The sequence below is a fragment of the Alphaproteobacteria bacterium genome (genome assembly GCA_040216735.1).
Taxonomy (GTDB): Bacteria; Pseudomonadota; Alphaproteobacteria; order SHVP01; family SHVP01; genus CALJDF01.
Genome location: JAVJOO010000004.1, coordinates 523,477 through 546,877, shown reverse-complemented (window position 1 = coordinate 546,877; position 23,401 = coordinate 523,477). Strand labels below are relative to the sequence as shown.

Below are 23,401 nucleotides of genomic sequence, written 5' to 3'. Positions count from 1 at the left end.
TCTAGTTACTACCATTCGATGCGACGAAGTTGTCGGCTAACCGTCGTGCCTGGGCATCCAAAGCCATAACATCGGCTAGCGAAACGGTATCACCTGAACGCACGGCGTCGAGCGTCGCTTCAACAGTCGCGACAATATCTAGAAACCCGGTTTTGCCAGCCAAGAAGGCGGCGACAGCAACTTCGTTCGCTGCGTTGAGGACGGTGGTAGCGCCATGGCCCGCTCTCAACGCTTGGCGGGCCAAGCGGAGGGCCGGAAACCGCGTGTCGTCGGGGGCCTCGAAGGTCAGCGCACCGATCTGGGCGAGGTCAAGGCGCGCCGATGGCGTTTCCATTCGTTCCGGCCACGCTAGCGTGTAGGCAATTGGAGTCCGCATGTCTGGGGTTCCTAACTGGGCGAGGACAGATCCGTCCCGATAGGCGACCATGCTATGGACGATCGATTGTGGATGAACCAGGACGTCAATGTTGGGTTCGTCCATCTCGAAGAGGTAATGGGCCTCGATTAATTCAAGGCCTTTGTTCATCATCGTCGCCGAATCGATCGAGATCTTCGATCCCATATCCCAGTTTGGGTGATTCAAAGCCTGTTCTGGCGTTACGTCCGCGAGGCGATCCAAGGGGGTTTCGCGGAACGGGCCGCCAGACGCGGTCAGGATGATCTTCTCGACGGCATTGCGGTGTTCGAGGTCGAGGACTTGGAAGATTGCATTGTGCTCAGAATCGACGGGCAGCACGGTTGTGCCGTGGCGGGCCGCCTCCGCCATGAACAATGGTCCCGCGGTGACGAGGCACTCTTTGTTCGCAATTGCGAGCACGCCACCTTGCCGGGCCGCTGCCAGGGTTGGCACTAGTCCTGCGGCGCCGACAATGGCTGCCATGATCCAATCGACAGGACGCGATGCCGCCTCGACGATGGCGTTCGGTCCGGCGCCGACCTCAATGGAAGTGTCGTATAACGCGTCCTTGAGTGCCTCGTAACAGGCTGAATCGGCGATCGCGACCATCGCGGGGTGGAAACGACGGGCCTGTGCGGCCAAGGATGCGACGTCGCGGTGGGCCGTCAGGGCCTCGATCTGGAAGGCATCGGGGTTTCGCGCAACGAGGTCGAGGGTGCTACACCCCACCGAGCCGGTCGAACCGAGGATCGTTACACGCTTGGGTGCCAACACCGCTTTCGGTTCGGCTAAGGCCATATCAGCGCGCTTCCTTCGTTCAAGATGGCAATAACCGCCGCAGCGGGCAACGCGAGAAGTAACCCGTCGATTCGGTCGAGTATTCCGCCGTGTCCGGGAATGAGGGTACCTGTATCTTTCACCCCGTAGTAGCGCTTGACGGCAGATTCAGCGAGGTCACCGGCTTGGGATATCGCCGAAAGTCCAACGCTGAGGGGGATCATGATGCCGAGCGTTGCCTTTTCGCGCAAAGCTGCAGTGATGGCTCCAACCGCAGCAGCTGCCAAGAGCCCGCCGGTAGCTCCAGACCATGTCTTCTTTGGACTGACACTAGGCCAAAGCCGCGGACCGCCGAAGGTCTTGCCGGTAAATAGGGCCGCAATGTCGGTCGCCCAAACGACAAGCAGCAACCAGATCAACATTTCGACACCGGTTTGCGCGCCGCGCATCCAGATGAGCGCGATGATCGGCAAGGACAGATAGAGAACCCCAATGAGGGACCAGATTGCCGGCTGTTTTCGCCAAATGGCAAAACAGCCGATGACTAACATACCGCCAGCCATACTGATGAGAGCGGCTTGATAAAACCCAAGTCCCGCAAAAATCGCCGCGGTCAGAATCGAGGTGGCGTGGAGGATACCGATCGATCCTTGTAGCCCGGGTCCACCGCGCAATCGGTCCCATTCGTTGGCCGCAAGGATGCCGGCCAGCGCCACCAGAGCGACCGTCGACCAGCCTCCGGCGTAAACCGCTGCGAGCGCGACGGGAGCCAGCACGAGCGCGGACGCTATTCTCAAACGCATGTTTGTCATGCGCGTCTAGGCCGTCGTTGCGCCGTAGCGGCGTTCACGTTGTTGGTAATCCGCGACCGCGAGTGCGAGGTGTTCTTTGGTGAAGTCGGGCCACAGCGTGTCGACAAACATCAGTTCGCTGTAGGCCAACTGCCAAAGCAAAAAATTGCTCAAACGCTTTTCGCCGCTGGTTCGGATCAACAGGTCCGGGTCGGGGATGCCCTTGGTGTCCAGTCGGTCGACAAACGCAGCTTCGTCGATATCCTCAATTGCGATTCGCCCCCCCGATGCATCCCTGGCTAGGGCGCGGCATGCGTTGACGATCTCATGGTGGCCGCCATAGTTGAGTGCGATCACGAGGTTGAGCCCGCCGTTTTCGCGGGTCTGTTCTTCGGCGCCTTCGATCAGGTGCTGGATATCTTGCGGAAGCACGGTGTGGTCGCCGATAAACCGCAGACGCACGTTATTCCGGTGCAAATCGGCTAGTTCACGCTTCACATAGACCCTAAGGAGGCCCATGAGATCGTTGACCTCCCGCTCAGGCCGTTTCCAATTCTCCGAAGAGAACGCATAGAGAGTCAGATAGCGAATTCCGAGGTTGCCGGCGCCCTCAACGGCTTCCCGGACTGCCTCTGCCCCGCGTTCATGGCCGGCGAATCTCGGCAAACCCCGGGCTTTCGCCCAGCGCCCGTTGCCGTCCATGATGATCGCGACATGGGTCGGCGGATGGGCCGGCTCTTCATATGCGGGCGCAACGGCCATCAGACCTGGGTGATTTCGGATTGTTTGTTGGCGAACAATTCGTCGATTTCGCCGATTGTTTTGTCGGTGATGGTCTGTACTTCGTCGGCGTAAACCTTGTGATCGTCTTCCGACAGGTCGCCCTCTTTTTCCATACGCTTAAGCTCGTCCATGCTATGCCGCCGAACGTTGCGGACCGATATGCGCGCTTGCTCGGCATATTTGCCGGCAATCTTGGCCATTTCTTGGCGGCGTTCTGCGGTCAATTCGGGGATGGGAACGCGAACCAGTTGCCCGTCCGCCGCCGGGTTCAGGCCTAACCCGGCGTTTCGTATGGCTTTTTCGACCGAACTCACCATCGACTTATCCCAGACCTGTACAGTTACCATCCGGGGTTCCGGAACGCTGATAGTCCCGACTTGGTTAAGCGGCATTTCAGCGCCGTAGGCATCGACTTTCACCGGTTCGAGAAGGGAAGCGGACGCGCGACCGGTGCGCAGGCCGCCAAACTCTTGCTTTAATACATCGATAGCGCCGTGCATCCGGCGCTCCCAGTCTTCAGTATCTGGTTCGGACATTTTTTCCTCCTGAAATGATGGCCGACTTGGCGCCGCTCCAGATCATCGTGCTTTCTCCCTCTCCGCCAACGACCGAAGCGAAAGCACCCGGTTCATGGATATTGAGCACCAAGATTGGGATGTCGCTATCGCGCGCCAATGTAATCGCTGCGGCATCCATAACCTTAAGGTCCTTGGCGAGGACTTCGAGGTACGAAAGCGACTCGTAGCGCTCAGCCGTTTCGTCCAGTCGGGGGTCTGCCGTGTAGACACCATCGACTTGCGTGCCCTTTAGGAGAGCGTCGCAACCCATCTCCGCAGCGCGTAAGGCGGCTGCGGTGTCGGTTGTGAAATATGGGTTGCCGGTGCCTGCGGCAAAGATCACGACTCTGCCGAGTTCCAGGTGCCTAATTCCCTTGCGCCGGATATATGGTTCGCACACTGATTGCATCGGAATGGCCGACATGACGCGTGTCGGAACCCCGCGATCCTCCAGAGCGTGCTGCATTGCTAGCGCGTTAATCACGGTCGCCAGCATGCCCATATAATCGGCGCCCGCCCGCTCCATCCCTTCTTTGGCGGCGGCGGCGCCACGAAAGATGTTGCCGGCGCCGATGACGAGGCAAACCTGGACCTCCATTTTTCGCACCGCCTCAACCTCTTCGGCGATGCGATGCACCGTCTTCCAGTCGATCCCGAACTGCTGATCGCCCATGAGCGCTTCGCCAGAGATCTTTAGGAGGACACGGCGGTACTTGGGCGCAAGGTTCATGGGTGGCACCGCATCAGGGCAAGGGGGACCAGCGGGGCGCCGGAGAACCCGACGACACCGCCTAGCGGCTAAGGATACACCAAATCTAGTAGCGGAGAAACCTCAAGACACACGGTAAAGGGCTGCGAACACTGCTTTTTGCCTGTTCAGCGTGCGGCCGTGGCCGCGACCTCGGCCGCAAAGTCGCTGGCTTCCTTTTCGATACCCTCGCCTAGCTGAAAGCGAACGAAACCAGTCAAGGTGACGGGGCCACCGCAGTCTTTGCCCGCCGCTTCCAGAACCTTCGAAACTCGGGTTTCACCGTCAATGACGAAGACTTGATCGAGGAGGCAAACCTCTTCGAAGTACTTGCGCAGCCGCCCCTCGATCATCTTTTCAATAATGTTGTCCGGTTTACCCGATTCGCGCGCTTGTTCGATAAGGACGTTGCGCTCCTTCTCGACGAAACTAGGGTCCAGGTCGTCGCGAGACAGGGCCAGCGGTGCCGTTGCTGCGATGTGCATGGCTATTTGTTTGCCGACTTCGTCAAGTTTTGCGGCATCGCCGCCGGACTCCAGGCCGACGATTACGCCGATCCGACCCAGTCCAGGGGCTAGCGCATTGTGGACATAACTGCTCACGACCCCGTTTTCGACCTTGATTGCCTGGGTCCGGCGTAGGGTCATGTTCTCGCCGATGGTCGCGATGAGATGGGTGATGTGGTCGCCCACATTGCGGCCGGCATCGGGAAATGGCGCTGCCATCACCGTTGCGAGCTCTCCGCTGTTTTCCAGGGCAACCCCTGCAACAGTCGTAACCAGTTGTTGGAAGGCTTCGTTGCGGGCGACGAAATCCGTTTCGGCGTTGAGTTCGACAATGGCGCCGACCTTTTGCGACGTCGACACGCCGACCAGTCCTTCGGCTGCAACGCGACCGGCCTTTTTCGCGGCGGCGGCAAGTCCCTTGGTCCGCAACCAATCGACGGCAGCCTCGATTTCCCCGTCCGACTCGGTCAGGGCTTTCTTGCAATCCATCATGCCGGCGCCGGTTCGTTCGCGCAGGTCTTTGACAAGTTTTGCTGTGATCTCAGCCATATTAATCTCCTCTGGTAGGGTTATTCTATAAGATTAAGTAATCACTCAATCTTTTCCTACGCAGGTGTGCCCGCTGCGGGAGCCTCGGCAGCCAGGACTTCTTCGATCGGGGCCTCGACAAGGGCGCCGATGTCTTCGCCGCGGGCGGTCATTTCAACCTGAATGCCGTCCAAAATCGCACCGGAAATCAGCTCCAAGTAGAGATTGATTGCGCGCAGGGCATCGTCGTTGCCCGGCACCGGATAGGCGATATTCGCCGGATCGCAATTGCTGTCGAGCGTTGCGGCCACCGGTATACCCAGCTTGGCGGCCTCACCGACGGCGATTTCTTCCTTGTTGGTGTCGATGACAACCAGCATGTCGGGCAAGCCGCCCATATCCTTGATGCCACCCAGAGCCCGCTCCAGTTTGTCGCGGTGGCGCTGTAGGCTCAGGGTTTCCTTTTTGGTTAGGCCGGTGCCGCCCTCATTCAGCTGCGCTTCAATTTCGCGCAGGCGTTTGATCGATACTGAAATCGTTTTCCAGTTCGTCAGCATGCCGCCCAGCCACCGATGATCGACGTAGTACTGGCCGCAACGTTTCGCTGCGTCCCGGATTGCCTCGGAGGCCTGCCGTTTGGTGCCCACAAACAGGACGCGACCACCACCCGCAGCAACATCGCGCACAGCTTGCATCGCCGCATAAAGCATCGGCACGGTCTGCTGGAGATCGAGGATGTGGACCCCGTTGCGCTCGCCGAAGATATACGGCTGCATTTTAGGGTTCCAACGCCGGGTTTGATGCCCGAAATGGACGCCAGCTTCTAGGAGTTGACGCATAGTAAAGGTCGGGAGTGCCATCGATTTCTTCTCCGGTTAGTCCGCCGCAAGTCTTGAGCCCGACCGATTGGCCGAACACCGGAGCGGCAAGAAGCTATGTAAGGCGCTTCGAACCGCGAACCTGCGTGAGGGGTTTGATTGAATGTAACAGCGCGCTAGATAGCCCTCTCAGGGACCTTTGGCAAGGCCTACAGTGGGTTTGGTGGGCCAATCCATGGTAGATTTCGACCCCCACAACCCTGGAGGACAGGATGGGACAGCCTCAGGTTCGCCTCTCACAACGCGGCCGCGCAGGGATGCAGTTTTTAGGACATTTGCGCGGAATTGCGTCCGATGGGCTGCGTGCCCGCGCGCGGGACGATTTTGAGCGCGATGCCGACGCCCGGTCTATGAGTACCAGAGCGAAATCGATGCCCGACGCTTCCTACCGGGCGTGGATGAAACTGGTCCGGGACGCGAGCCGCGTGGCCGAGCGTTCGGATGCCTACCGCTTTGAGCGCTTCTATCAGTATGTCGGTGGCCACGAGATCTTCATCCGGGGCATTTGTGCGGTTGAGGAATGCCGCTCGGAGATCGAGGCGGTACGCGCCGCCGATACTGATAATGACGGGCGAACGTCCCTCGACCTCCTGCCCGACCTGCCGAAACCTAGGTACTACCCCGTCGAATGGCATACCCAGCCAGGGGGTTGGGATGGCTACGATCTTTACGGCGAAATGTTTCAGTACGCGTTTGGCCCGAACGTCTTTCGCTACGGCGGGTATGCCGTGGTTGAAAGCGGCCAACAAACGCGGTTCTCCCGGCAAGAGCTATTCGGACAATTGCCCAAGGGCGAGTACCCACGCATCTACGAAGTCGGTTGTGGAACCGGAGGCACTTTGCTAGCCGCGCGCGACGTGTTTCCCGATGCCGAGTTGATCGGGTCGGATTTGTCGGAAACGCAGTTGCGCCATGGTTACCGAATCAGCAATCGATTAGGTGCCGGTATTCAGTTCAAACAGAGGTTGGCCCACGACACGGGGGAAGCGGCCAATAGCATGGATGCCGCGATCAGCTTTGCCTTTTTTCATGAGTTGCCACGGGCCGAGACCCTGCGGGTTCTTGAGGAGATGTACAGGATATTGCGGCCCGGCGGTTCTCTTCTCATCGTCGACCCGCCGCCGTTCAAGGAAGTCGACCTGTTTCAATCGGTCATTATGGACTGGGAATCGCTACATCACGGGGAACCCTACTTCAGTGTTTCCTGCGCCTCAAATTGGGGCAAAGAAATGGCAAAGATCGGATTCGAAAACATCCGCGAGAAAGCTTTCCACGAACGCAACAAATACCCCTACGTGACTGTCGGAACGAAACCCGAGTGAAGGCGCGCAGCGTGAGCAATTCCAAACAGGACCGTTTTTTCGATGCACCCTATGTCGATGAACTGCTGCGGATGAACACGGAGCTTCTCGCCGAGCTGTGGATCGTCAAAGATCGCCTTCTCATTCTCGAGCGCGTGGTTTGTGAAAAACTCGAAATCGACCGCAGCGAGATCGATCGGTTTGTGCCGACCGGCCCGTTTGCCGAGGAACTGGACCGAGAGCGGGAAACCATGATGAAGAAGGTCATGCACGCCCCGTTCGCCGAAACAGACCGTCGGGTCGACTCGATCATCGAGACCTACCTCGGGAAGGCCACCGGCAAGCCGACTTAAGGCAGCGCGGCGTTAGAGCTGTCGAATGGCCGTTTCCAGCACAACTAACTTACCGGCGAGCCAAAGGTCGGTACCCGGTCGCGCGCATAACAGAACGCTTTCGGGAAGCCCGAGGGCCGACAAATGCGACGGGACGGTCACGATGGGGCCGCCCAACGTCGTAAACGGCGTGATGAAGCTGGGGTCGCCAGTTGCCCGACCCAGCGGGACCGGGTTTGGTACCGCAGGCGCGACAATCACGTCGTTTGGTCCGAAACACTCCCAAAATACCTGTGCGCCGCGAACAAGGAGCCGAAGGGCGTCCTGATAGTCGCTTGCGGGAGTCCCGCGCCCACGTTCGATTGCCTCTATCAAAAGCGCGTTGACCGTTCCTTTTTGCGCGTCGAGGAGCCGTCCTTGGCCCCATCCGAGCTCATATTCGCTGACCGTTTTGTGGGCGGCCAAGAGGTCGTCAAACGGGAAAGGTGACCGCAGACGGCTGACTTCTGTACCGGTCTCGGCTAGGCGAGTTAGGGCGTTATCGAAGCCTGCCAAGATCTCGGCATCGGCAGCCGCATACAGAGGGTCGTCGATGGCCAAAAGTCTGGCGATCGACTTGCCTGTGTCTGTTGCCGCGAACGCCGGTGCCAACGCACCATACAGGTAGGCCGCGTCTTGCGCCCGGTACCCAAAGGTTCCGATCGTATCGAAACGGGGGGAAAAGGCTGTGACGCCGTGACCTGAAAGGCTTCGGCTACTCGGCTTGAAAGCGCCAATGCCGCAATAGGCTGCAGGACGGTTCACCGAACCCGCCGTTTGTGTCCCCAACGCCGCCGGGACCATCCCCGAAGCAACGGCGGCACCGGATCCCGCGCTGGACCCGCCCGGCGTTCGGGCGAGGTCGTAAGGGTTTCGGGTGGGATACGGCCCCCCGAAATGAGCGAATTCGGTGGTGTGCGTCTTCCCGAGAATAATGGCCCCCGCAACCCGGAGATCAGTCACGACCGCCGCATCCATGTTTGCGAGCGGCGCGTCCTTGCACGTTGGGCTGCCATTGCGTGTCGGTACACCGGCAACATCGATAATGTCTTTGATCCCGACGGGCAGGCCGAACAAGGGATACTTCTTAGGGTCGGCGATTCGCTTCAGTTGCGCTGCTTTCTTGCGGGCTTCCTCGGCGAGGACAACGCGCCAGGCGCGTATCTCTGGGTCCGCCTTTTCGATCCGGGTAAGAAACTTCTCAACTAGTGCCTGGGGGTCCAACCTTCCAGTTTGCATGTCCGCAACAAGTGTCGCGATCGAACCGGGATCGGCCGCCAGCACGATGCGACCGACTAGATTTCTTGTAAGCGCGCGACCCCGGCGACGTCGGCCAGTTCCGCACGGATCTCAGGAGTGATTTTGAAGCCCCCGGGTAAATCGATGTCGACCTCGCGGAGTTGGTCTTCTAAGAGCAGATGGAGGCACACCCTTCCCCTGCCCTGGGCAGCCGGCGCGAGATGCTGGTGGATGTCGGTGATGACTTGGGGCGTCTTGGCTGCTTCCGCTTTCAGGAATATTTCCAGTCCGACATCGCTTTGCGCGGCCGCGTCGTCGAGACGTTGCACACTTTGGGTAGTGAGTCGGATTTGTCCTTCTTCGAGTTTTGCGTCGATGGCCAGAAGCACCTTTTGACCAGGTTCCAGTAGATCGCGATGGGCCGACAACGCTTCGGAAAAGACCGTTGCCTCGAACGCGCCGCTCGCGTCGGACAGTTGCACGAACGCGAATTTATTGCCTCGGGAGGAGGTACGTTCCTGGCGACCTTCAACAGTTCCGGCGAGTTTCACCCGTTTGATTTCGCCGTTCAGGCGTTTCTCCAGGTCGGCGTACCGCGTGACCCCAAGTCGATCGAGCGTCACGCCGTAATTGTCCAGCGGGTGAGACGACAGGTAGAACCCGATTGCCTCGAATTCCTGGTGCAAAACCTCCATTTCGCGCCAGGGCGGCACCTTGGGAAGCTGGAGCTCGCTGGATTCAGCCGGGATTCCGCCAAACAGGCTCGATTGATTACTGTCACGCTCATCGGCGGCAAGGGAGGCATGACGCATGATAAGATCCGCTGCCGCACAAACTTGCGCCCGGTTCGGATTGAGCGAATCGAATACGCCGCAGCGCGCCAGGTTTTCCAACTGCCGTTTATTCACGTGCTGGGGGTCTAGTCGTTGGGCGAAATCGAGTAACGACTGAAAGGGTCCGTTCGCTTCGCGTTCAACGACGACGGCTTCCATGGCTTGCCTGCCGACGTTCTTGACGGCGGCCAGGGCATAACGCACCGCACCTACTCCATCGTGTTCTTCCACTCTGAAGTTCGCGCCCGATTTATTGATGTCGGGCGCGAGGAGTCCGATACCGGATCTAGCGATTTCCTTGCGAAACACGTTGAGTTTGTCGGTGTTGGCGAGTTCCAGTCCCATTGACGCCGCAAAAAACTCGACCGGATGGTTGGCCTTCAACCAGGCCGTTTGATACGCGACCAGCGCATAGCCCGCCGAATGGGCTTTGTTGAACCCGTAGCCGGCAAACTTGTCGACGAGGTCGAACACATACTCCGCCCGACCGTTATCGACACCGCGCTCGACAGCTCCCTTGACGAAGACTTCGCGTTGCGCGGCCATTTCCTCTTTGATCTTCTTGCCCATCGCGCGGCGCAACAGATCAGCTTGCCCTAGCGTATAACCGGCAAAGACCTGCGCGATCTGCATTACCTGTTCTTGGTAGATGATGACGCCATAGGTATCGCGAACCACAGGCTCGATTGTCTCGTGCAGAAACTCAGGCTGTTCGCGACCATGTTTGCACGCGATGTACTTCGGAATATTCTCCATCGGGCCAGGCCGGTAGAGGGCCACGAGGGCGATCAAATCTTCGATGTTGGTCGGTACGGCCTCACGTAGAAGGTCCCGCATCCCGCTCGACTCAAACTGAAAGACGCCGATGGATTCGGCCCGCTGGAGCATCTCGTAACTCCGTTCGTCATCCAGCGGGATATGGGCGATGTCGATCTCGATGCCGCGTTCGGCAAGGAGTTTCTGCGCTCTGTCGATCACTGTCAGAGTCTTCAACCCAAGGAAGTCGAACTTCACGAGCCCCGACATCTCGGCATACTTCATGGGGAATTGGGTGACCGGCATCTCGGAACGCGGGTCGCGGTAGAGCGGGATTAACTCATCGAGTGGCCGGTCCCCAATGACGACGCCAGCCGCATGGGTCGAGGCATGCCGGTACAGCCCTTCGAGTTTGATGGCGATATCGAGGAGCTTGTCGACGCCGTCCTCATTCAGGCGCATGTGCTGGAGACGCGGCTCCCCGTCGACCGCATCGCTTAGTTTGACGGGGTTAGCGGGGTTGTTGGGGACCATCTTACAAATGCGGTCCACCAGTCCGTAGGGGAGTTGAAGGACGCGCCCAACGTCCCGAAGTGCCGCCCGCGCCTGCAGGGTTCCAAACGTAATGATCTGCGCGACTCGGTCGCGGCCGTATTTTTCTTGGACGTATTCAATGACTTCGTCTCGCCTGTCCTGGCAGAAGTCGATGTCGAAGTCCGGCATCGAAATACGATCGGGATTAAGGAAGCGCTCGAAGATGAGTCCGAAGCGCAGCGGGTCGAGATCGGTAATAGTTAAGGCCCACGCTGTCACCGACCCGGCGCCTGAACCGCGCCCAGGCCCAACCGGAATACCGCGTTCCTTGGCCCAGCGAATGAAGTCCGCAACGATCAGGAAGTATCCGGCGAACCCCATTTCGATAATGACATTAAGTTCAAAGTCGAGTTTCTCATGGTAAAGGCTAGACTTCTCCTGGCGCTCGGTTGCCGGCATCGTCGCCGTGAAGACAGCCTCTTCGAGGCGCTGTTGTAGGCCTTCTGCTGACTGCTTCCTGAGGATATCCGCCTCATCCGTATCCTTTGAGAAGGCCGGCAGAATCGGGTCACGTATCGGCGACATCACGGCGCATCGTTGGGCGATCACCAGCGTATTCTTGATTGCCTCAGGCAAATCCTTGAACAGCATCGCCATCTCGTCGGGCGATTTGAATCGGTGTTCGGGCGTGAGCTGGCGGCGATCTCCTTGACTGACGTAGTTCCCCCCAGCGACGCAAAGCAGCGCGTCGTGAGCCTCGAACATCGCGGCATCGGCGAAGTAAGCTTCGTTGGTCGCGACCAGGGGAATGTTGTGCTTGTAGGCCAATTCGATCAGCCCGGCCTCAATCCGTTGTTCGCGGCCGAGGCCGTGCCGTTGAACTTCTGCATAGAGGCGGTCCGGAAAGGTCCCTGCCAAATGACGCAAGATGTTTTCGGCGCGGTCTTTCTGACCTGCTTCCAAGAGATTCCCGAGGGGACCGTCCGGCCCGCCGGTTAGTGCGATTAGGCCCGACGCGTGCTGCGTCAGAGTGCCCAAATCGACCTGTGGGCTTTCACCGGGCGGTGTGTCCATGAAGGACTTGGAGGAAAGTTTCAGGAGGTTCCCGTAACCGGTCTCGTTTTGGGCGAGTAGCACCAATCGTCGCGGTTCGGGCTTGCGTGTGTCGCGCGAATCCTCGGAGAAATCGACCGCGAGGGCCGTGCCGATAATCGGTTGCACACCGGCTTTGACACAGGCGAGCGAAAACTCCAGGGCACCAAACAAATTGCCGGTATCGGTCATGGCGACCGCTGGCATTTTGAAGCGCTGGCAAAGGTCGACGATCCCTTTGAGGCGGAGTGCCCCTTCGGACAACGAAAACGCGGTATGGACGTGGAGGTGTACGAACTTCGCGTGGGTCATCGCTGCAAAGATTTCATAGCAACGATGCCGTGTCAGCCCAATTGGTCGGACCAGATTGAGATTTCTGTGGATTAATCCTCGACGAGGCAGCCGTCGACCAGGCGAACGATTCTATTCATCCGTGCCGCTAACGCTTCGTTGTGGGTAGCGATGAGCGCCGCAAGGCCGGCGCCGGAGACAAGCGACTGCATTTGCCCGAACACGGTCTCGGCCGTCTTAGAATCTAAATTTCCCGTCGGTTCGTCGGCCAAGAGAACCGCAGGTCCGTTGGCCAATGCGCGGGCGATCGCGACCCGTTGTTGTTCGCCGCCAGAGAGTTGCGCCGGGCGGTGGTTGGCCCGGTGTTCCACACCCAAGCTGCGAAGCAGCGCCATCGCACGCTCCCGCGCCACCGCCCGGCTAGCCCCGGCGATCAGTTGCGGAAGCACGATGTTCTCTTGGGCGCTGAACTCTGGCAACAGATGGTGGAACTGATACACGAAGCCGAGCGTATCCCTGCGAAGCCCCGTTCTTTGTCGTTCCGAAAGACCTTTGGCCGAAGATCCATCGACCACGACGTCCCCACTGTCGGGCGGTTCCAACAAACCCGCGACCTGAAGAAGCGTCGATTTCCCGGCACCCGAGGGCCCGAGTAACGCAATGGTTTCGCCTCGGCCCATCCGGAGCGAGGCGCCGCGCAATACGCTGACCGTCTGGCCGCCCTGTTCGAACGACTTTGTAATGGCACGAAGCTCGAGCGCCGGCGTGGCGGGCGGGGTATTCATTCGTACCGCAGCGCTTCGACCGGATCGAGCCGCGCCGCGCGCCAAGAAGGGTAAATCGTCGCGAGCAGCGAAAGCCCGAGCCCCATCCCAACGACCGTGACGACCTCGCTCCAGTCGATCTTCGCCGGAAGTTGGGAGAGGAAGTAGACCTCCGCGGCAAAGAGATCAGTGCCCGTCAATCCTTCGAGCCAACCCTGGAGCGTTGCGATGTTTCCTGCGAACGCTATGCCGAGGATCAGTCCCGAGAAAGTGCCAACGACGCCGATGCTAGCGCCGGCCAAAAAGAAGATGCGCATCACGCTCCCGCGCGTCGCACCCATCGTTCGCAGGATTGCGATGTCCCTGCCCTTATCCTTCACCAGCATGATGAGACTGGAGATGATGTTGAATGCCGCAACGAGAATGATGAGGGTGAGAATCAGGAACATGACGTTCCGCTCCACCTGGAGGGCCGTAAAGTAGGACGAGTTCACCTGTTGCCAGTCGGTGAGCCTTTCGCGCCCGCTGGTCAATGGGAATAAGCGTTCTCTCGCTGCATTGACGTCGTCAGGGTCGTCAACGACGACTTCGATGGACGTCACGCTGTTGACTTGTCGAAAATAAACCTGCGCGGCCTCCAGCGGCATGAAGACGAATGTCGAATCGTACTCGAACATGCCGACATCGAAGAGCGCCGCAATTCGGTAGGTCTTTGACCGCGGGACCGTTCCTAGAGGTGTCGACGTGCCTTGCGGCGAGATCAAGGTTACCGGCTCTCCCAAACCAACGCCTAAACGATTGGCGAGCCGTCGTCCGACAACGATATCGTTTCGAGGGTCGAGCTCTTCAATCGAGCCTGCGACGATCCCTTGCGCCAAAATCTCGTGGCTCCGCAGGTCCGCCGTCCGCATCCCGCGAACCAGGGCGCCCGCTGCCGCATCCCGCGACGTCGCCATGACCTGCCCCTCGACAATGGGGCTGGCGCGGACGACGCCGCGAACGGCAGCGATTCGAGCGGCAAGATCATCGTAGTCCTCAAGCGGTGCGCCTATTCCCTGGACCACGATATGACCGTTTAGCCCAAGGATCCGCCCCAAAAGCTCGGCGCGAAACCCGTTCATGACCGAAAGAACCACGATCAACGTCGCGACGCCCAAGGCAATGCCAAGAAGGGAGAACGCGGCGATCACGGAAATGAATCCTTCGGCGCGACGGGCACGCAGATACCTAAACGCGACGACCCACTCGAATGGCGAAAACATCCTAGATGGCCTCATTCACGGGGGTCGTTATCACAATCTATCCCGTGAGGTGGGCGAGCGCCGATTCCGGCGACAGTTCGTAGCGATGCCCGGTTGCACGATTTTTGATTTCTACGACGCCCGATTTCAGTCCGCGCGGGCCGACCACAACCTGAAAGGGCAGGCCGATCAGATCCATATTGGCGAATTTAACGCCGGCCCGTTCTTCGCCGTCGTCGAAGAGGACATCCAGGCCCGCCAATTTCATACTTTGGTACAGGTCCGCCGCAGCTTTGTCGCACGTGGCGTCGCCGACCTTTAGGTTGATTAAGCCAACGTCGAAGGGGGCGACTGGTCTTGGCCACACGATGCCCGCGTCGTCATGGCAGGCCTCGATAATGGCCCCAACCAGGCGCGAGACACCAATTCCATAAGAGCCCATCTCAAGCAGGACTTGCTGGCCCTCATGGTTGGCGACGGTGGCGCCCATCGCGGCCGAGTACTTGGTGCCGAAATAGAAGATGTGACCGACTTCGATTCCGCGGGCGCTGACCCGGCGATCCTCGGGGACTTCCGTTTCGAACCGCCCCGCGTCGTGCATCTCGTCGGTCGCCGCATAGCGCGAGGTCCAGGTGTCGACAACGGGCTGTAGATCGCCGTCGAGATCGACACCTTCACCGAGAACGTCGCGCTCGATCAGTTCCCGGTCGCAGAACACTTCGCTCTCGCCGGTTTGGGCGAGGATGATAAACTCGTGGCTGAGATCCCCCCCGATCGGGCCGGTATCGGCTTTCATCGGTATCGCCTTGAGCCCCAAACGGGCGTAGGTCCGAAGATAGGTCACAAACATCTTGTTATAGGCGCGCAGCGCGCCGGGGTAGTCGAGGTCGAAGGAATAAGCATCCTTCATTAAGAACTCGCGACCGCGCATGATACCGAACCGGGGGCGCACCTCGTCCCTGAACTTCCATTGAATGTGGTAGAGGTTCTTGGGTAGGTTTCGGTAGCTTCGAATCGACGAGCGGACGATTTCGGTGATCAGCTCCTCGTTGGTTGGCCCGTAGAGCATCTCCCGGTCATGCCGGTCGGTAATTCGCAACATTTCCTTGCCGTAATCGTCATAACGGCCGCTTTCGCGCCAAATATCGGCCGGCTGGATGGTCGGCATCAGCAATTCCTGACAGCCGGCACCATCCTGTTCTTCTCGGACGATTTGTTCGATTTTCCGCAGGACACGGTGGCCGAGCGGCAACCACGAATAGATGCCCGCCGAAGACTGCCGGATCATGCCCGCACGGAGCATCAGTTGGTGCGACACGATTTGAGCTTCGGAGGGAACTTCCTTCAACGTAGGCAGGAAGAACTGCGACAAACGCATTAGCGCCTCAAGAATGTTGGGGGTTAGGTGACGACAGTTGGCTGACTCTAGGCAAAGGGATTCCGGCACGCAATGGATGGAGCGCGCTTCATTCCGCGTCGTTATCCACGTGCTGCCGACACGCTGCCGCCAGCGCCGCGGTCTCATTCGCCGAGAGAGGTTGACCGTTGAACAACACCTCTTGACCGCGCACGGTGATCTCGCCGATCCGGGCTGTCGAGTCCGATAACGCTGCAGCGACGCCAGGCGCGTAATCTTTCAAACGTATGGCCAGTGAAAACACGACATCGGACGGCGCAATCACGACCGCTTGGTCAACCAAATCGGCGCCGGCAACGGGTCGGCCGAATACATCCACGCTGGGTTGGTAGGTCGCGTTTCCCGTATCGACGTAGCGCACAAGTGCACGGCAGCTTTCTTGGTTAACGGTGATCGGCGTGTGCGCCGAACCACGCGTCGAGGGCACTTCTTGGGCCGACATGCAGTCGCCGCTCAACGTCAAAAAAACGAGGAAAACCGCGGCCCCGACAGCCATCGTTCGACTAGTCGGCGAATCCAGTCGCCTCCCGGGAGTCAACAGGAAAATTTGGCCTTCACGGCGATATAGTGGATGACGCCCCATACCCATCCCGTTAATATTTGCCTTGCTCAGGTTGCAGGGCATAGCCCCGGCCCGAGTTTAGGGAGGAACAAACCAACAAACGGTAAATTGGAGCCCTCAACGGGCCCTGGAGCTGCTCAAAGCAAGGTCGAGAGGCCTTGCTTTTTCTTTTTGCCCCAATGAGTTGCCCCCTAGTTCTAATGCTTTGGTCTAAATAGGGCCGCTAACCCTCAGGGGGATAAGGTCGCTTCGCACGAGAAGCCAGATCAAAAGCCAGATGATCGCCGCGACAACCGTCGTGATCCCGGCTTTGAGTGCAATCCGTGGCTTAGCCGGGGCACTCGCGACGTTCCCGTTCTGGACCCTGTCATCGGGCCTGTTGCCCCACGGTAGCACCATGAAGAGGGTAATCCACCACACCACGAAATAGACTGCGAGTCCGGTGAAAATCCCCACCGCTACACCTCTTCCAATTCGACCAACGTGCCGATGAAGTCCTTCGGATGAAGAAAGAGGACAGGTTTTCCATGGGCACCGATTGTTGGCTCCCCGCTCCCGAGAATACGAGCCCCCTTCTCGACTAAACGATCGCGCGCCCGTCGGATGTCCGCGACTTCGTAACACACGTGGTGCATCGCTCCGCCTGGATTCTTGGCTAGAAATCCGGCTATGGGCGAGTTTTCCCCGAGGGGATGCAGGAGCTCGATCTTGGTATTGGGGAGTTCCACGAATACCGTCGTTACGCCGTGATCCGGCAGATCGTGGGGTGTGGAGACCGTGGCGCCAAGAGTGTCTCGATAGAGCGCCGCGGCGGCGCCAAGGTTGGGAACGACGATAGCTACGTGATTGAGTCTTCCGATCATTTGACGACCTCTCTTGAGCGTTGTCGCTTTGTTTGGCGCGCTGGGAGGATGACCTGGACATCGACCAGCGGCCGCTTCTGTGAGGTCAGACGGATGACGCGATTGATGGCGCGGCGCGCCAACGTCTCCAGCGCGTCGGCATCTTGAAGGTCGCGCCGCGACGCGCGGGCCAACTGGGCCTCTATTTCCGCCCCGATCTCATCGGCAAGATCGAGCCCCTCGGCTGCCGCTATGCCAAAGGCTGTGACACGAATGTCGGATTTCTCCGTATTCAATACCATGACGACGGTTACGACGCCGTTGTGCATGAGCCGCCGACGGGCGCGGATCTCCTCGCTGTCCGTGGAAACTAGGACCCCATCGTCGACCGCCAGTCGCCCGATCGGAACGTGGTCGATCACCTCGGCCGGGCCCGGTGCCAAGCGAATAACGCTTCCGTTGGTCGGGGTCACGACGGTCGGGACGCCAAGGCTCTTCGCGAGAGAAGCATGTTCTGCGAGATGTACTGCTTCACCGTGAACGGGAACCGCGACGGCAGGATGGATGTGGTCGTACATGCGTCTCAGCTCTTCACGCCGAGGGTGACCTGAGACGTGGACAAAATCCGTATGTTCGGTGAGCACCTCGACGCCACTTTCGACGAGCCGGTTGCACAGAGCGCCAATTGGGCGCTCGTTTCCGGGGATGATCTTGGAGGAGAATATGACGGTGTCTCCCCGTGCGAGTTCGATGTGGGGATGATCGTGGAACGCTATTCTCGCCATGGCGCCTCTCGGCTCGCCCTGGCATCCAGTGCAAAGCAACAGAACCTTATCCCGGGGCAACAGCGGCACATCCTGGTCCTGTACGATCGCGGGGATGTCGAGGAGATAGCCTGACGCCTGGGCCGATTCCACCATACGTAGAAGTGACCGTCCCGCTACCGCAAGGGTCCGGCCAGTTGCGATTGCGACTTCTGCCGCACTACGGATTCGAGCGATGTTGGAGGAAAAGGTGGTAATGACAACACGCTCTTTGCGGTCGGCGATGAGTTGCGTGAGGCTTTTCTGGACAGCGCCCTCGGACCCCGATTCGCCCTCGCCGAATACGTTGGTCGAGTCGCACACCATCGCGAGAACCCCTGCGTCGCCGATCTCACGCAAGAAAGCCTCATCTGTTGCTCTACCGATTACTGGGTCGGGGTCGAACTTCCAGTCTCCGGTGTGAAAAACCGTCCCTGCCTCGGTTCGAATGGTCAGGGCGCTCCCCTCGGGGATTGAGTGGGTGATCGGCAAATAGGTTACGCGGAACGGTCCGATCTCAATTTCTTGGCCGTATTCCACGACGTTGATCGGTATTTTTCTGTGCCCGCTGTCGACAAGCTTACGTTCCAGTACTGCGGCAGTGAACCGGGTCGCGTAGATTGGACAGCGCAGCCGATCCCAAAGATACGGTACCGCGCCGAGGTGGTCCTCGTGGGCATGTGTCAAGACGAGCGCCAATAGGTTTTCACGCTCCCCTTCGATAAAGGTTGGATCGGGCGTAAGGATATCGATCCCTGGCAGCGATTCATCGGCGAACGTGATCCCGAGATCCACCATTAGCCATTTTCCACCGCAGCGATAGAGATTGAGGTTCATCCCAATCTCACCCGATCCGCCCAATGGGAGGAACAGTAGCTCTTTCTCGCTGGCCACCCTTAGGGGGTTCCCTTCGCGCGCTTCCAGATTTCGACGATCCCCGTCAAAGTGATGTCGGGGTCGACCTCGGTAATTGCATCGGTCGCACCGGCAAAGACCGGAGCGAGGCCACCGGTTGCAATGACCTTCATGGGGCTTCCAAATTCCGTCGCGATGCGGCTCACCAGCCCTTCGATAAGGCCAAGGTAACCCCAATAGACCCCCGATTGCATCGCTTCAACCGTGCCGCCGCCGATTACCTTGTTGGGTCGCGCCACGTCGATGCGGGGAAGATGCGCCGCTGCATCATGAAGTGCCTTCAGGGACAGGTTGATCCCCGGCGCAATTACCCCGCCGCAATAGTTTCCCGAACGGTCGACCACGTCGAAGGTCGTCCCCGTTCCGAAATCGAGCACAATCGCAGGACCGCCGTAGGTCTTGTTGACCCCAACGGCGTTGGCCAGCCGATCGGCGCCTGCCGAGCCAGGGTTGTCGATCAAAATCTTGATGCCGAGATCGAGATTCTGGCTAACAATAACGGGTTCACAGCCGAAGAACCCCCGGCAGAGTTGCTTGAGCTCGAAGAGCGCATGGGGCACGACGCTACAAATGATCGTGTCGGTGATTTGATTTGGCTCCAGGTCGTGCATCCGCATCAAACTGGAGAGCCATACAGCATGGTCGTCGGCAGTACGGGCCTGTGCGGTGGCGGCACGCCATAGGCCCAGCCGCGTCTCTCCGTCATAGACGGCAAATACGATGTTGGTATTGCCAGAATCGATCGCGAGAAGCATGAGCCCTACCCAGTGCCCCCAAAGTATACCTCGCCGCCGGTGACTTTCCGCTGCGTGCCGTCGGTAAGTCGCGCCAACAGCGCACCCTCCTCGTCGAGCCCCTCAAAAACGGCGTCGATTTCTTCACGAGGTAAACGGATGCGGATCGGGTCTGCGAGGCCGTAGGCCGCGGCAAGCCACGCCTTACGCACGTTGCGGAAGCCGTTGGATTGCCACATTTCATACCAAGGTAGGAACCGTTCGCAAAAATCGATAATCACGCTGTCCGCACTGGCATCAAAGTCCCCTTCGTCATGGAGCGACGTCGCATCGTTTCGGGACTTCGGTTTATGCGCCACGTTGATCCCCAACCCTGCGACCAGCCAGTCGATACCGCGGTCTGATGCCGGGCCAGCCTCGAGCAGGATACCCGATACTTTTTTTCCTCCACACAGGACGTCGTTAGGCCATTTCAACTGGACCGGAACGCCTGGCAACCGAGCGGTGACGAGTTCTTGTACTGCGACCGCCATCACGAAGGAAATTTGGGCTGCAGCTTGCGGCGTGCCGTCGGGCCGCAGCACCATCGAGAGAAAAACATTGCCCTCACTCGATTCCCAGGTATTGCCGCGGCGCCCTCGTCCGGCGGTTTGGCGGGCCGCGGTGACCGTTGTGCCTTCCGGCGCACCGGTTTCGGCGAGTTCTCGGGCGATATCGTTTGTGCTTTTTGTAAGTCTGACGTGGTGCCGGATAAAGAATGCGGCGGGCGGCGTTCTCAAGGGAGGAGTGCGGTGGCCGCTTGCTGTGTCAAAGCCAAGAATGGGCCCGGGAGGACGACGAAGAATGTGGTGAAAACTGCCGAAGCCCCAAGGAGAATTTTCATTTCTCGTCCGATGGGTTGTTCGAACGATTCTCCAGGTTCATCGAAGTAGATGATTTTGATGATGCGGAGATAGTAATAGGCGCCGACCACGCTCGAAAGAACGCCTAGAACGGCGAGGATGTAGAGTTTCGCGTCAATTGCCGCGAGAAAAACATAGAACTTGCCAAAGAAACCCGCGAGCGGCGGAATGCCTGCCAGGGAGAAAAGTAGAACTGTGAGGATGAGCGCCAAGACCGGGTTGTTCTTGCCTAACCCGGCGAGGTCGTCGATGCCTTCGACCATTTGGCCTTTGACGCGCATTGTCAGAATGGCCGCGAACGTGCCGATGTTCATCGCGAGGTAGATCAGAAGGTAGATAAGAACGCTCTGAACGCCCTGTTGGGTCCCTGCAGCCAAGCCCACCAGTGCGAATCCCATGTGGCCAATCGAACTGTAGGCCATGAGACGTTTGATGTTGGTTTGCCGCAACGCGGCGAAAGCGCCGTACCCCATTGAGAGGATCGCAATAAACGAAATGACCTGCTGCCAATCCGCCGCTGCGCCATAGAACGGCGCGATCATGACCCTAACGAGTAGCGCCATGGCCGCAACCTTTGGGGCGATTGCGAAAAACGCCGTGGCGGGTGTGGATGCACCTTCGTAGACATCTGGGGTCCACATGTGGAATGGAACCGCGGAAACCTTAAAGGCCAGCCCGGAAATTAGAAACACAAGGCCGACGATCAAACCGATCGAAGGCTCTTGGCCAGCCTGCGTATAGAGCGCGCCGATCGCCTCGAAGTTGGTCGTGCCGGTAAACCCGTAAATCAAGGATGCGCCGTAAAGAAGCATCCCCGAGGAGAGCGCGCCCAAAACGAAATACTTCAGCCCTGCTTCGGTCGACTTGAGTGTGTCCCGCTTGAAGGCTGCGATGACGTAGAGCGCGAGACTTTGCAATTCGATGCCGACGTAAAGTGACATGAGGTCGTTGGCCGATACCATCATCAGCATGCCGACTGTCGCCAAGAGAACCAAAACCGGGAACTCGAACCGTTCCATTCCTTCGCGGCGGATGTAATCCATCGACATAATGAGCGTCGCCGCCGTGCCGATCAGGATAAGGCCCTTGGCCAAGGTCGAAAAAGAATCGACCACGAACAAGCCGGCGAATGTCGTCCCCTCTTTCGTGCCCGATACTACCAGGACGAAAGCGACGGCGATTGCGACGACCGCCAACCAGGATATCGACCGCGTTGCGGCGTTGCCGCGGAACGCCCCTATCATCAGCAAGACCATTGCCGCACAAGCGAGCCAGATCTCCGGCAAAGCGGGGAGAATGTCAGGGATGGGAGCGTGTTGCATGGCTTAGTGTCCCGCCACGAGAACCGACCGGGCCGCGTCGAGCGCTGCATGGTGCTGGGAAATTAAGTTCTCGACCGACGCCTGCATAACATCGAGTAGAGGTTGCGGGTAGACGCCAAAGAAGATGATCGCTGCAAGCAGTGGTGTCAGGATTGCGACTTCCCGTCGATTGAGATCGGTGATGCTTTTGAGGTCTGCTTTTTCCAACACGCCGAAGATAACTCGACGATAGAGCCATAGCGCGTAGCAGGCGCTTAGGATCACGCCGGTGGTCGCGATGAGTGCAACCCACGTGTTGACCTGGAATACTCCGACAAGGACCAGGAACTCCCCGACGAACCCGGTGGTTCCCGGAAGCCCCACATTCGCCAGCGTAAAAATCAGAAAAAACGTTGCATAGCGTGGCATACGGTGGACCAACCCGCCGTATCTCGCGATTTGTCGCGTGTGCATACGGTCGTAGATAATGCCGACGCACAAGAACAGCGCGCCCGAAATCAGCCCGTGACTAAGCATCTGGAAAATTCCACCTTCGATCCCTTGTTGGGTGAAAGTGAAAATACCGATCGTCACAAAGCCCATGTGGGCGATGGACGAATAGGCGACCAGCTTCTTCATATCCTCCTGCATCAAGGCCACGAGAGAACCATAGACGACGGCAATAACGCTCAGTGTGAAGATCAGCGGCGTGAAATAGACCGTTGCATCGGGCAGCATTGGAATGGAGAAGCGAAGGAAACCATAGGCGCCCATCTTGAGGAGCACCGCGGCGAGGATGACTGACCCAGCCGTCGGTGCTTCGACGTGCGCGTCGGGAAGCCAGGTGTGGACCGGCCACATCGGAACCTTGACAGCGAATGATGCAAGGAAGGCCAACCATAGCCAGGTTTGAATAGAGGGGTCGAAACCATAGGTTATGAGCGTTGGAATGTCGGTGGTTCCAGCCTCGAAATACATGACCATGATGGCCAAGAGCATGAGGACGGAACCAAGCAGGGTGTAGAGAAAGAACTTGAAGGTCGCATAGATACGATTGGCGCCGCCCCAAATCCCGATGATCAGGAACATCGGAATCAAACCGCCCTCGAAGAACAGATAGAACAAGACAAAATCGAGGGAGGAGAAGACGCCGATCATCGTCGCTTCCATGACAAGGAAAGCGATCATGTATTCTTTGACGCGGGTTTGAATCGCCTCCCAACTGGCGAGGATGCAGATCGGCATCAAAAAAGTCGAAAGAATGATGAACAGCATTGAAATGCCGTCGACGCCCACATGGTAAGTGATCGCGTCGGAGAGCCATGCGTGGCGCTCGACGAACTGGAAGCCGGCGTCTTGGTTGTCGAAACCGATCCATAAGGGAAGTGAAAGAACGAAAGTTCCAAGGGTCGTCCACAGCGCAACGAACTTCGCGTTGCGTGCAACGATCGCTTCATCACCCCGAATGATTAGGATGAACAACGCGCCCACGAGGGGCACAAAGATTACAAGAGATAAAAGGGGCCAGTCGGACATCA

At 58.7% G+C, this 23,401-nt stretch carries 22 protein-coding genes; 2 read left to right on the top strand and 20 right to left on the bottom strand.

The window, feature by feature from the left end; translation table 11 throughout:
• Position 1: 1 nt before the first annotated feature.
• The 7 genes from RID42_13040 to rpsB form a co-directional block, all read right to left on the bottom strand.
• Complete coding sequence (locus tag RID42_13040) at positions 2-1,195, bottom strand: 1-deoxy-D-xylulose-5-phosphate reductoisomerase (protein MEQ8248594.1); 1,194 nt, start codon at positions 1,193-1,195, stop codon at positions 2-4.
• Positions 1,186-1,977, bottom strand: coding sequence for a phosphatidate cytidylyltransferase (locus tag RID42_13035; protein ID MEQ8248593.1), 792 nt, complete (start codon positions 1,975-1,977; stop codon positions 1,186-1,188). Before RID42_13035 ends, RID42_13040 begins: the two co-directional genes overlap by 10 nt.
• A gap of 15 nt (positions 1,978-1,992) precedes the next feature.
• The gene (locus tag RID42_13030) at positions 1,993-2,727 is read right to left on the bottom strand and encodes an isoprenyl transferase (protein ID MEQ8248592.1); all 735 of its coding nucleotides are present in this window, start codon (positions 2,725-2,727) and stop codon (positions 1,993-1,995) included.
• Positions 2,727-3,284 carry a ribosome recycling factor gene (frr, locus tag RID42_13025; GenBank protein MEQ8248591.1) on the bottom strand — a complete coding sequence of 186 codons (558 nt, stop codon included), beginning with the start codon at positions 3,282-3,284 and terminating at the stop codon, positions 2,727-2,729. The genes RID42_13030 and frr overlap by 1 nt, the downstream gene beginning before the upstream one ends.
• Positions 3,265-4,035, bottom strand: coding sequence for a UMP kinase (gene pyrH, locus RID42_13020; protein MEQ8248590.1), 771 nt, complete (start codon positions 4,033-4,035; stop codon positions 3,265-3,267). Before pyrH ends, frr begins: the two co-directional genes overlap by 20 nt.
• Before the next feature lie 146 nt (positions 4,036-4,181).
• Positions 4,182-5,108, bottom strand: a complete 927-nt coding sequence (gene tsf / locus RID42_13015) for a translation elongation factor Ts (GenBank protein MEQ8248589.1) — start codon at positions 5,106-5,108, stop codon at positions 4,182-4,184.
• 56 nt (positions 5,109-5,164) lie between these two features.
• Positions 5,165-5,947: a 30S ribosomal protein S2 gene (gene rpsB, locus RID42_13010; protein ID MEQ8248588.1), complete on the bottom strand. Its 783-nt coding sequence runs from the start codon at positions 5,945-5,947 to the stop codon at positions 5,165-5,167.
• A gap of 368 nt (positions 5,948-6,315) precedes the next feature.
• Between rpsB and RID42_13005 the strand changes: the two genes are divergently transcribed.
• Positions 6,316-7,287, top strand: a complete 972-nt coding sequence (locus RID42_13005; GenBank protein MEQ8248587.1) for a class I SAM-dependent methyltransferase — start codon at positions 6,316-6,318, stop codon at positions 7,285-7,287.
• A gap of 11 nt (positions 7,288-7,298) precedes the next feature.
• Positions 7,299-7,619: a hypothetical protein gene (locus RID42_13000; GenBank protein ID MEQ8248586.1), complete on the top strand. Its 321-nt coding sequence runs from the start codon at positions 7,299-7,301 to the stop codon at positions 7,617-7,619.
• Between the two features lie 12 nt (positions 7,620-7,631).
• Here RID42_13000 and RID42_12995 read toward each other — a convergent pair whose 3' ends face one another.
• From RID42_12995 to RID42_12935, 13 genes are all read right to left on the bottom strand, one after another.
• Positions 7,632-8,921 carry an amidase gene (locus RID42_12995; protein MEQ8248585.1) on the bottom strand — a complete coding sequence of 430 codons (1,290 nt, stop codon included), beginning with the start codon at positions 8,919-8,921 and terminating at the stop codon, positions 7,632-7,634.
• A gap of 11 nt (positions 8,922-8,932) precedes the next feature.
• A complete protein-coding gene (gene dnaE, locus RID42_12990; GenBank protein MEQ8248584.1) occupies positions 8,933-12,403 on the bottom strand; it encodes a DNA polymerase III subunit alpha in 3,471 nt (1,156 codons plus the stop codon).
• Positions 12,404-12,474: 71 nt separating this feature from the next.
• The gene (locus tag RID42_12985) at positions 12,475-13,167 is read right to left on the bottom strand and encodes an ABC transporter ATP-binding protein (protein ID MEQ8248583.1); all 693 of its coding nucleotides are present in this window, start codon (positions 13,165-13,167) and stop codon (positions 12,475-12,477) included.
• Positions 13,164-14,408, bottom strand: a complete 1,245-nt coding sequence (locus tag RID42_12980) for a lipoprotein-releasing ABC transporter permease subunit (protein ID MEQ8248582.1) — start codon at positions 14,406-14,408, stop codon at positions 13,164-13,166. The genes RID42_12985 and RID42_12980 overlap by 4 nt, the downstream gene beginning before the upstream one ends.
• Positions 14,409-14,445: 37 nt before the next feature.
• Positions 14,446-15,765 carry a proline--tRNA ligase gene (locus RID42_12975; GenBank protein ID MEQ8248581.1) on the bottom strand — a complete coding sequence of 440 codons (1,320 nt, stop codon included), beginning with the start codon at positions 15,763-15,765 and terminating at the stop codon, positions 14,446-14,448.
• Between the two features lie 88 nt (positions 15,766-15,853).
• Positions 15,854-16,300 carry a hypothetical protein gene (locus RID42_12970; GenBank protein ID MEQ8248580.1) on the bottom strand — a complete coding sequence of 149 codons (447 nt, stop codon included), beginning with the start codon at positions 16,298-16,300 and terminating at the stop codon, positions 15,854-15,856.
• A 276-nt stretch (positions 16,301-16,576) separates the two neighbouring features.
• Positions 16,577-16,822: a DUF1467 family protein gene (locus tag RID42_12965; protein ID MEQ8248579.1), complete on the bottom strand. Its 246-nt coding sequence runs from the start codon at positions 16,820-16,822 to the stop codon at positions 16,577-16,579.
• Positions 16,823-16,824: 2 nt separating this feature from the next.
• A complete protein-coding gene (gene mce / locus RID42_12960; GenBank protein ID MEQ8248578.1) occupies positions 16,825-17,229 on the bottom strand; it encodes a methylmalonyl-CoA epimerase in 405 nt (134 codons plus the stop codon).
• The gene (locus tag RID42_12955; protein MEQ8248577.1) at positions 17,226-18,905 is read right to left on the bottom strand and encodes a ribonuclease J; all 1,680 of its coding nucleotides are present in this window, start codon (positions 18,903-18,905) and stop codon (positions 17,226-17,228) included. The genes mce and RID42_12955 overlap by 4 nt, the downstream gene beginning before the upstream one ends.
• A 2-nt stretch (positions 18,906-18,907) precedes the next feature.
• Positions 18,908-19,681, bottom strand: a complete 774-nt coding sequence (locus tag RID42_12950) for a type III pantothenate kinase (protein ID MEQ8248576.1) — start codon at positions 19,679-19,681, stop codon at positions 18,908-18,910.
• Positions 19,682-19,686: 5 nt separating this feature from the next.
• Entirely contained in the window at positions 19,687-20,439 is a 753-nt protein-coding gene (locus RID42_12945) for a biotin--[acetyl-CoA-carboxylase] ligase (protein ID MEQ8248575.1), read from the bottom strand.
• The gene (gene nuoN / locus RID42_12940) at positions 20,436-21,884 is read right to left on the bottom strand and encodes an NADH-quinone oxidoreductase subunit NuoN (protein ID MEQ8248574.1); all 1,449 of its coding nucleotides are present in this window, start codon (positions 21,882-21,884) and stop codon (positions 20,436-20,438) included. The genes RID42_12945 and nuoN overlap by 4 nt, the downstream gene beginning before the upstream one ends.
• Before the next feature lie 3 nt (positions 21,885-21,887).
• A complete protein-coding gene (locus RID42_12935) occupies positions 21,888-23,399 on the bottom strand; it encodes an NADH-quinone oxidoreductase subunit M (GenBank protein MEQ8248573.1) in 1,512 nt (503 codons plus the stop codon).
• Positions 23,400-23,401: the final 2 nt, after the last annotated feature.

Coding starts and splice junctions, on each gene's coding strand:
- RID42_13040 (MEQ8248594.1), bottom strand. CDS start 1,195: ATGGCCTTAGCCGAACCGAAAGCGGTGTTGGCACCCAAGCGTGTAACG.
- RID42_13035 (MEQ8248593.1), bottom strand. CDS start 1,977: ATGCGTTTGAGAATAGCGTCCGCGCTCGTGCTGGCTCCCGTCGCGCTC.
- RID42_13030 (MEQ8248592.1), bottom strand. CDS start 2,727: ATGGCCGTTGCGCCCGCATATGAAGAGCCGGCCCATCCGCCGACCCAT.
- frr (MEQ8248591.1), bottom strand. CDS start 3,284: ATGTCCGAACCAGATACTGAAGACTGGGAGCGCCGGATGCACGGCGCT.
- pyrH (MEQ8248590.1), bottom strand. CDS start 4,035: ATGAACCTTGCGCCCAAGTACCGCCGTGTCCTCCTAAAGATCTCTGGC.
- tsf (MEQ8248589.1), bottom strand. CDS start 5,108: ATGGCTGAGATCACAGCAAAACTTGTCAAAGACCTGCGCGAACGAACC.
- rpsB (MEQ8248588.1), bottom strand. CDS start 5,947: ATGGCACTCCCGACCTTTACTATGCGTCAACTCCTAGAAGCTGGCGTC.
- RID42_13005 (MEQ8248587.1), top strand. CDS start 6,316: ATGAGTACCAGAGCGAAATCGATGCCCGACGCTTCCTACCGGGCGTGG.
- dnaE (MEQ8248584.1), bottom strand. CDS start 12,403: ATGACCCACGCGAAGTTCGTACACCTCCACGTCCATACCGCGTTTTCG.
- RID42_12985 (MEQ8248583.1), bottom strand. CDS start 13,167: ATGAATACCCCGCCCGCCACGCCGGCGCTCGAGCTTCGTGCCATTACA.
- RID42_12980 (MEQ8248582.1), bottom strand. CDS start 14,408: ATGTTTTCGCCATTCGAGTGGGTCGTCGCGTTTAGGTATCTGCGTGCC.
- RID42_12975 (MEQ8248581.1), bottom strand. CDS start 15,765: ATGCGTTTGTCGCAGTTCTTCCTGCCTACGTTGAAGGAAGTTCCCTCC.
- RID42_12970 (MEQ8248580.1), bottom strand. CDS start 16,300: ATGGCTGTCGGGGCCGCGGTTTTCCTCGTTTTTTTGACGTTGAGCGGC.
- mce (MEQ8248578.1), bottom strand. CDS start 17,229: ATGATCGGAAGACTCAATCACGTAGCTATCGTCGTTCCCAACCTTGGC.
- RID42_12950 (MEQ8248576.1), bottom strand. CDS start 19,681: ATGCTTCTCGCGATCGATTCTGGCAATACCAACATCGTATTTGCCGTC.
- nuoN (MEQ8248574.1), bottom strand. CDS start 21,884: ATGCAACACGCTCCCATCCCTGACATTCTCCCCGCTTTGCCGGAGATC.
- RID42_12935 (MEQ8248573.1), bottom strand. CDS start 23,399: ATGTCCGACTGGCCCCTTTTATCTCTTGTAATCTTTGTGCCCCTCGTG.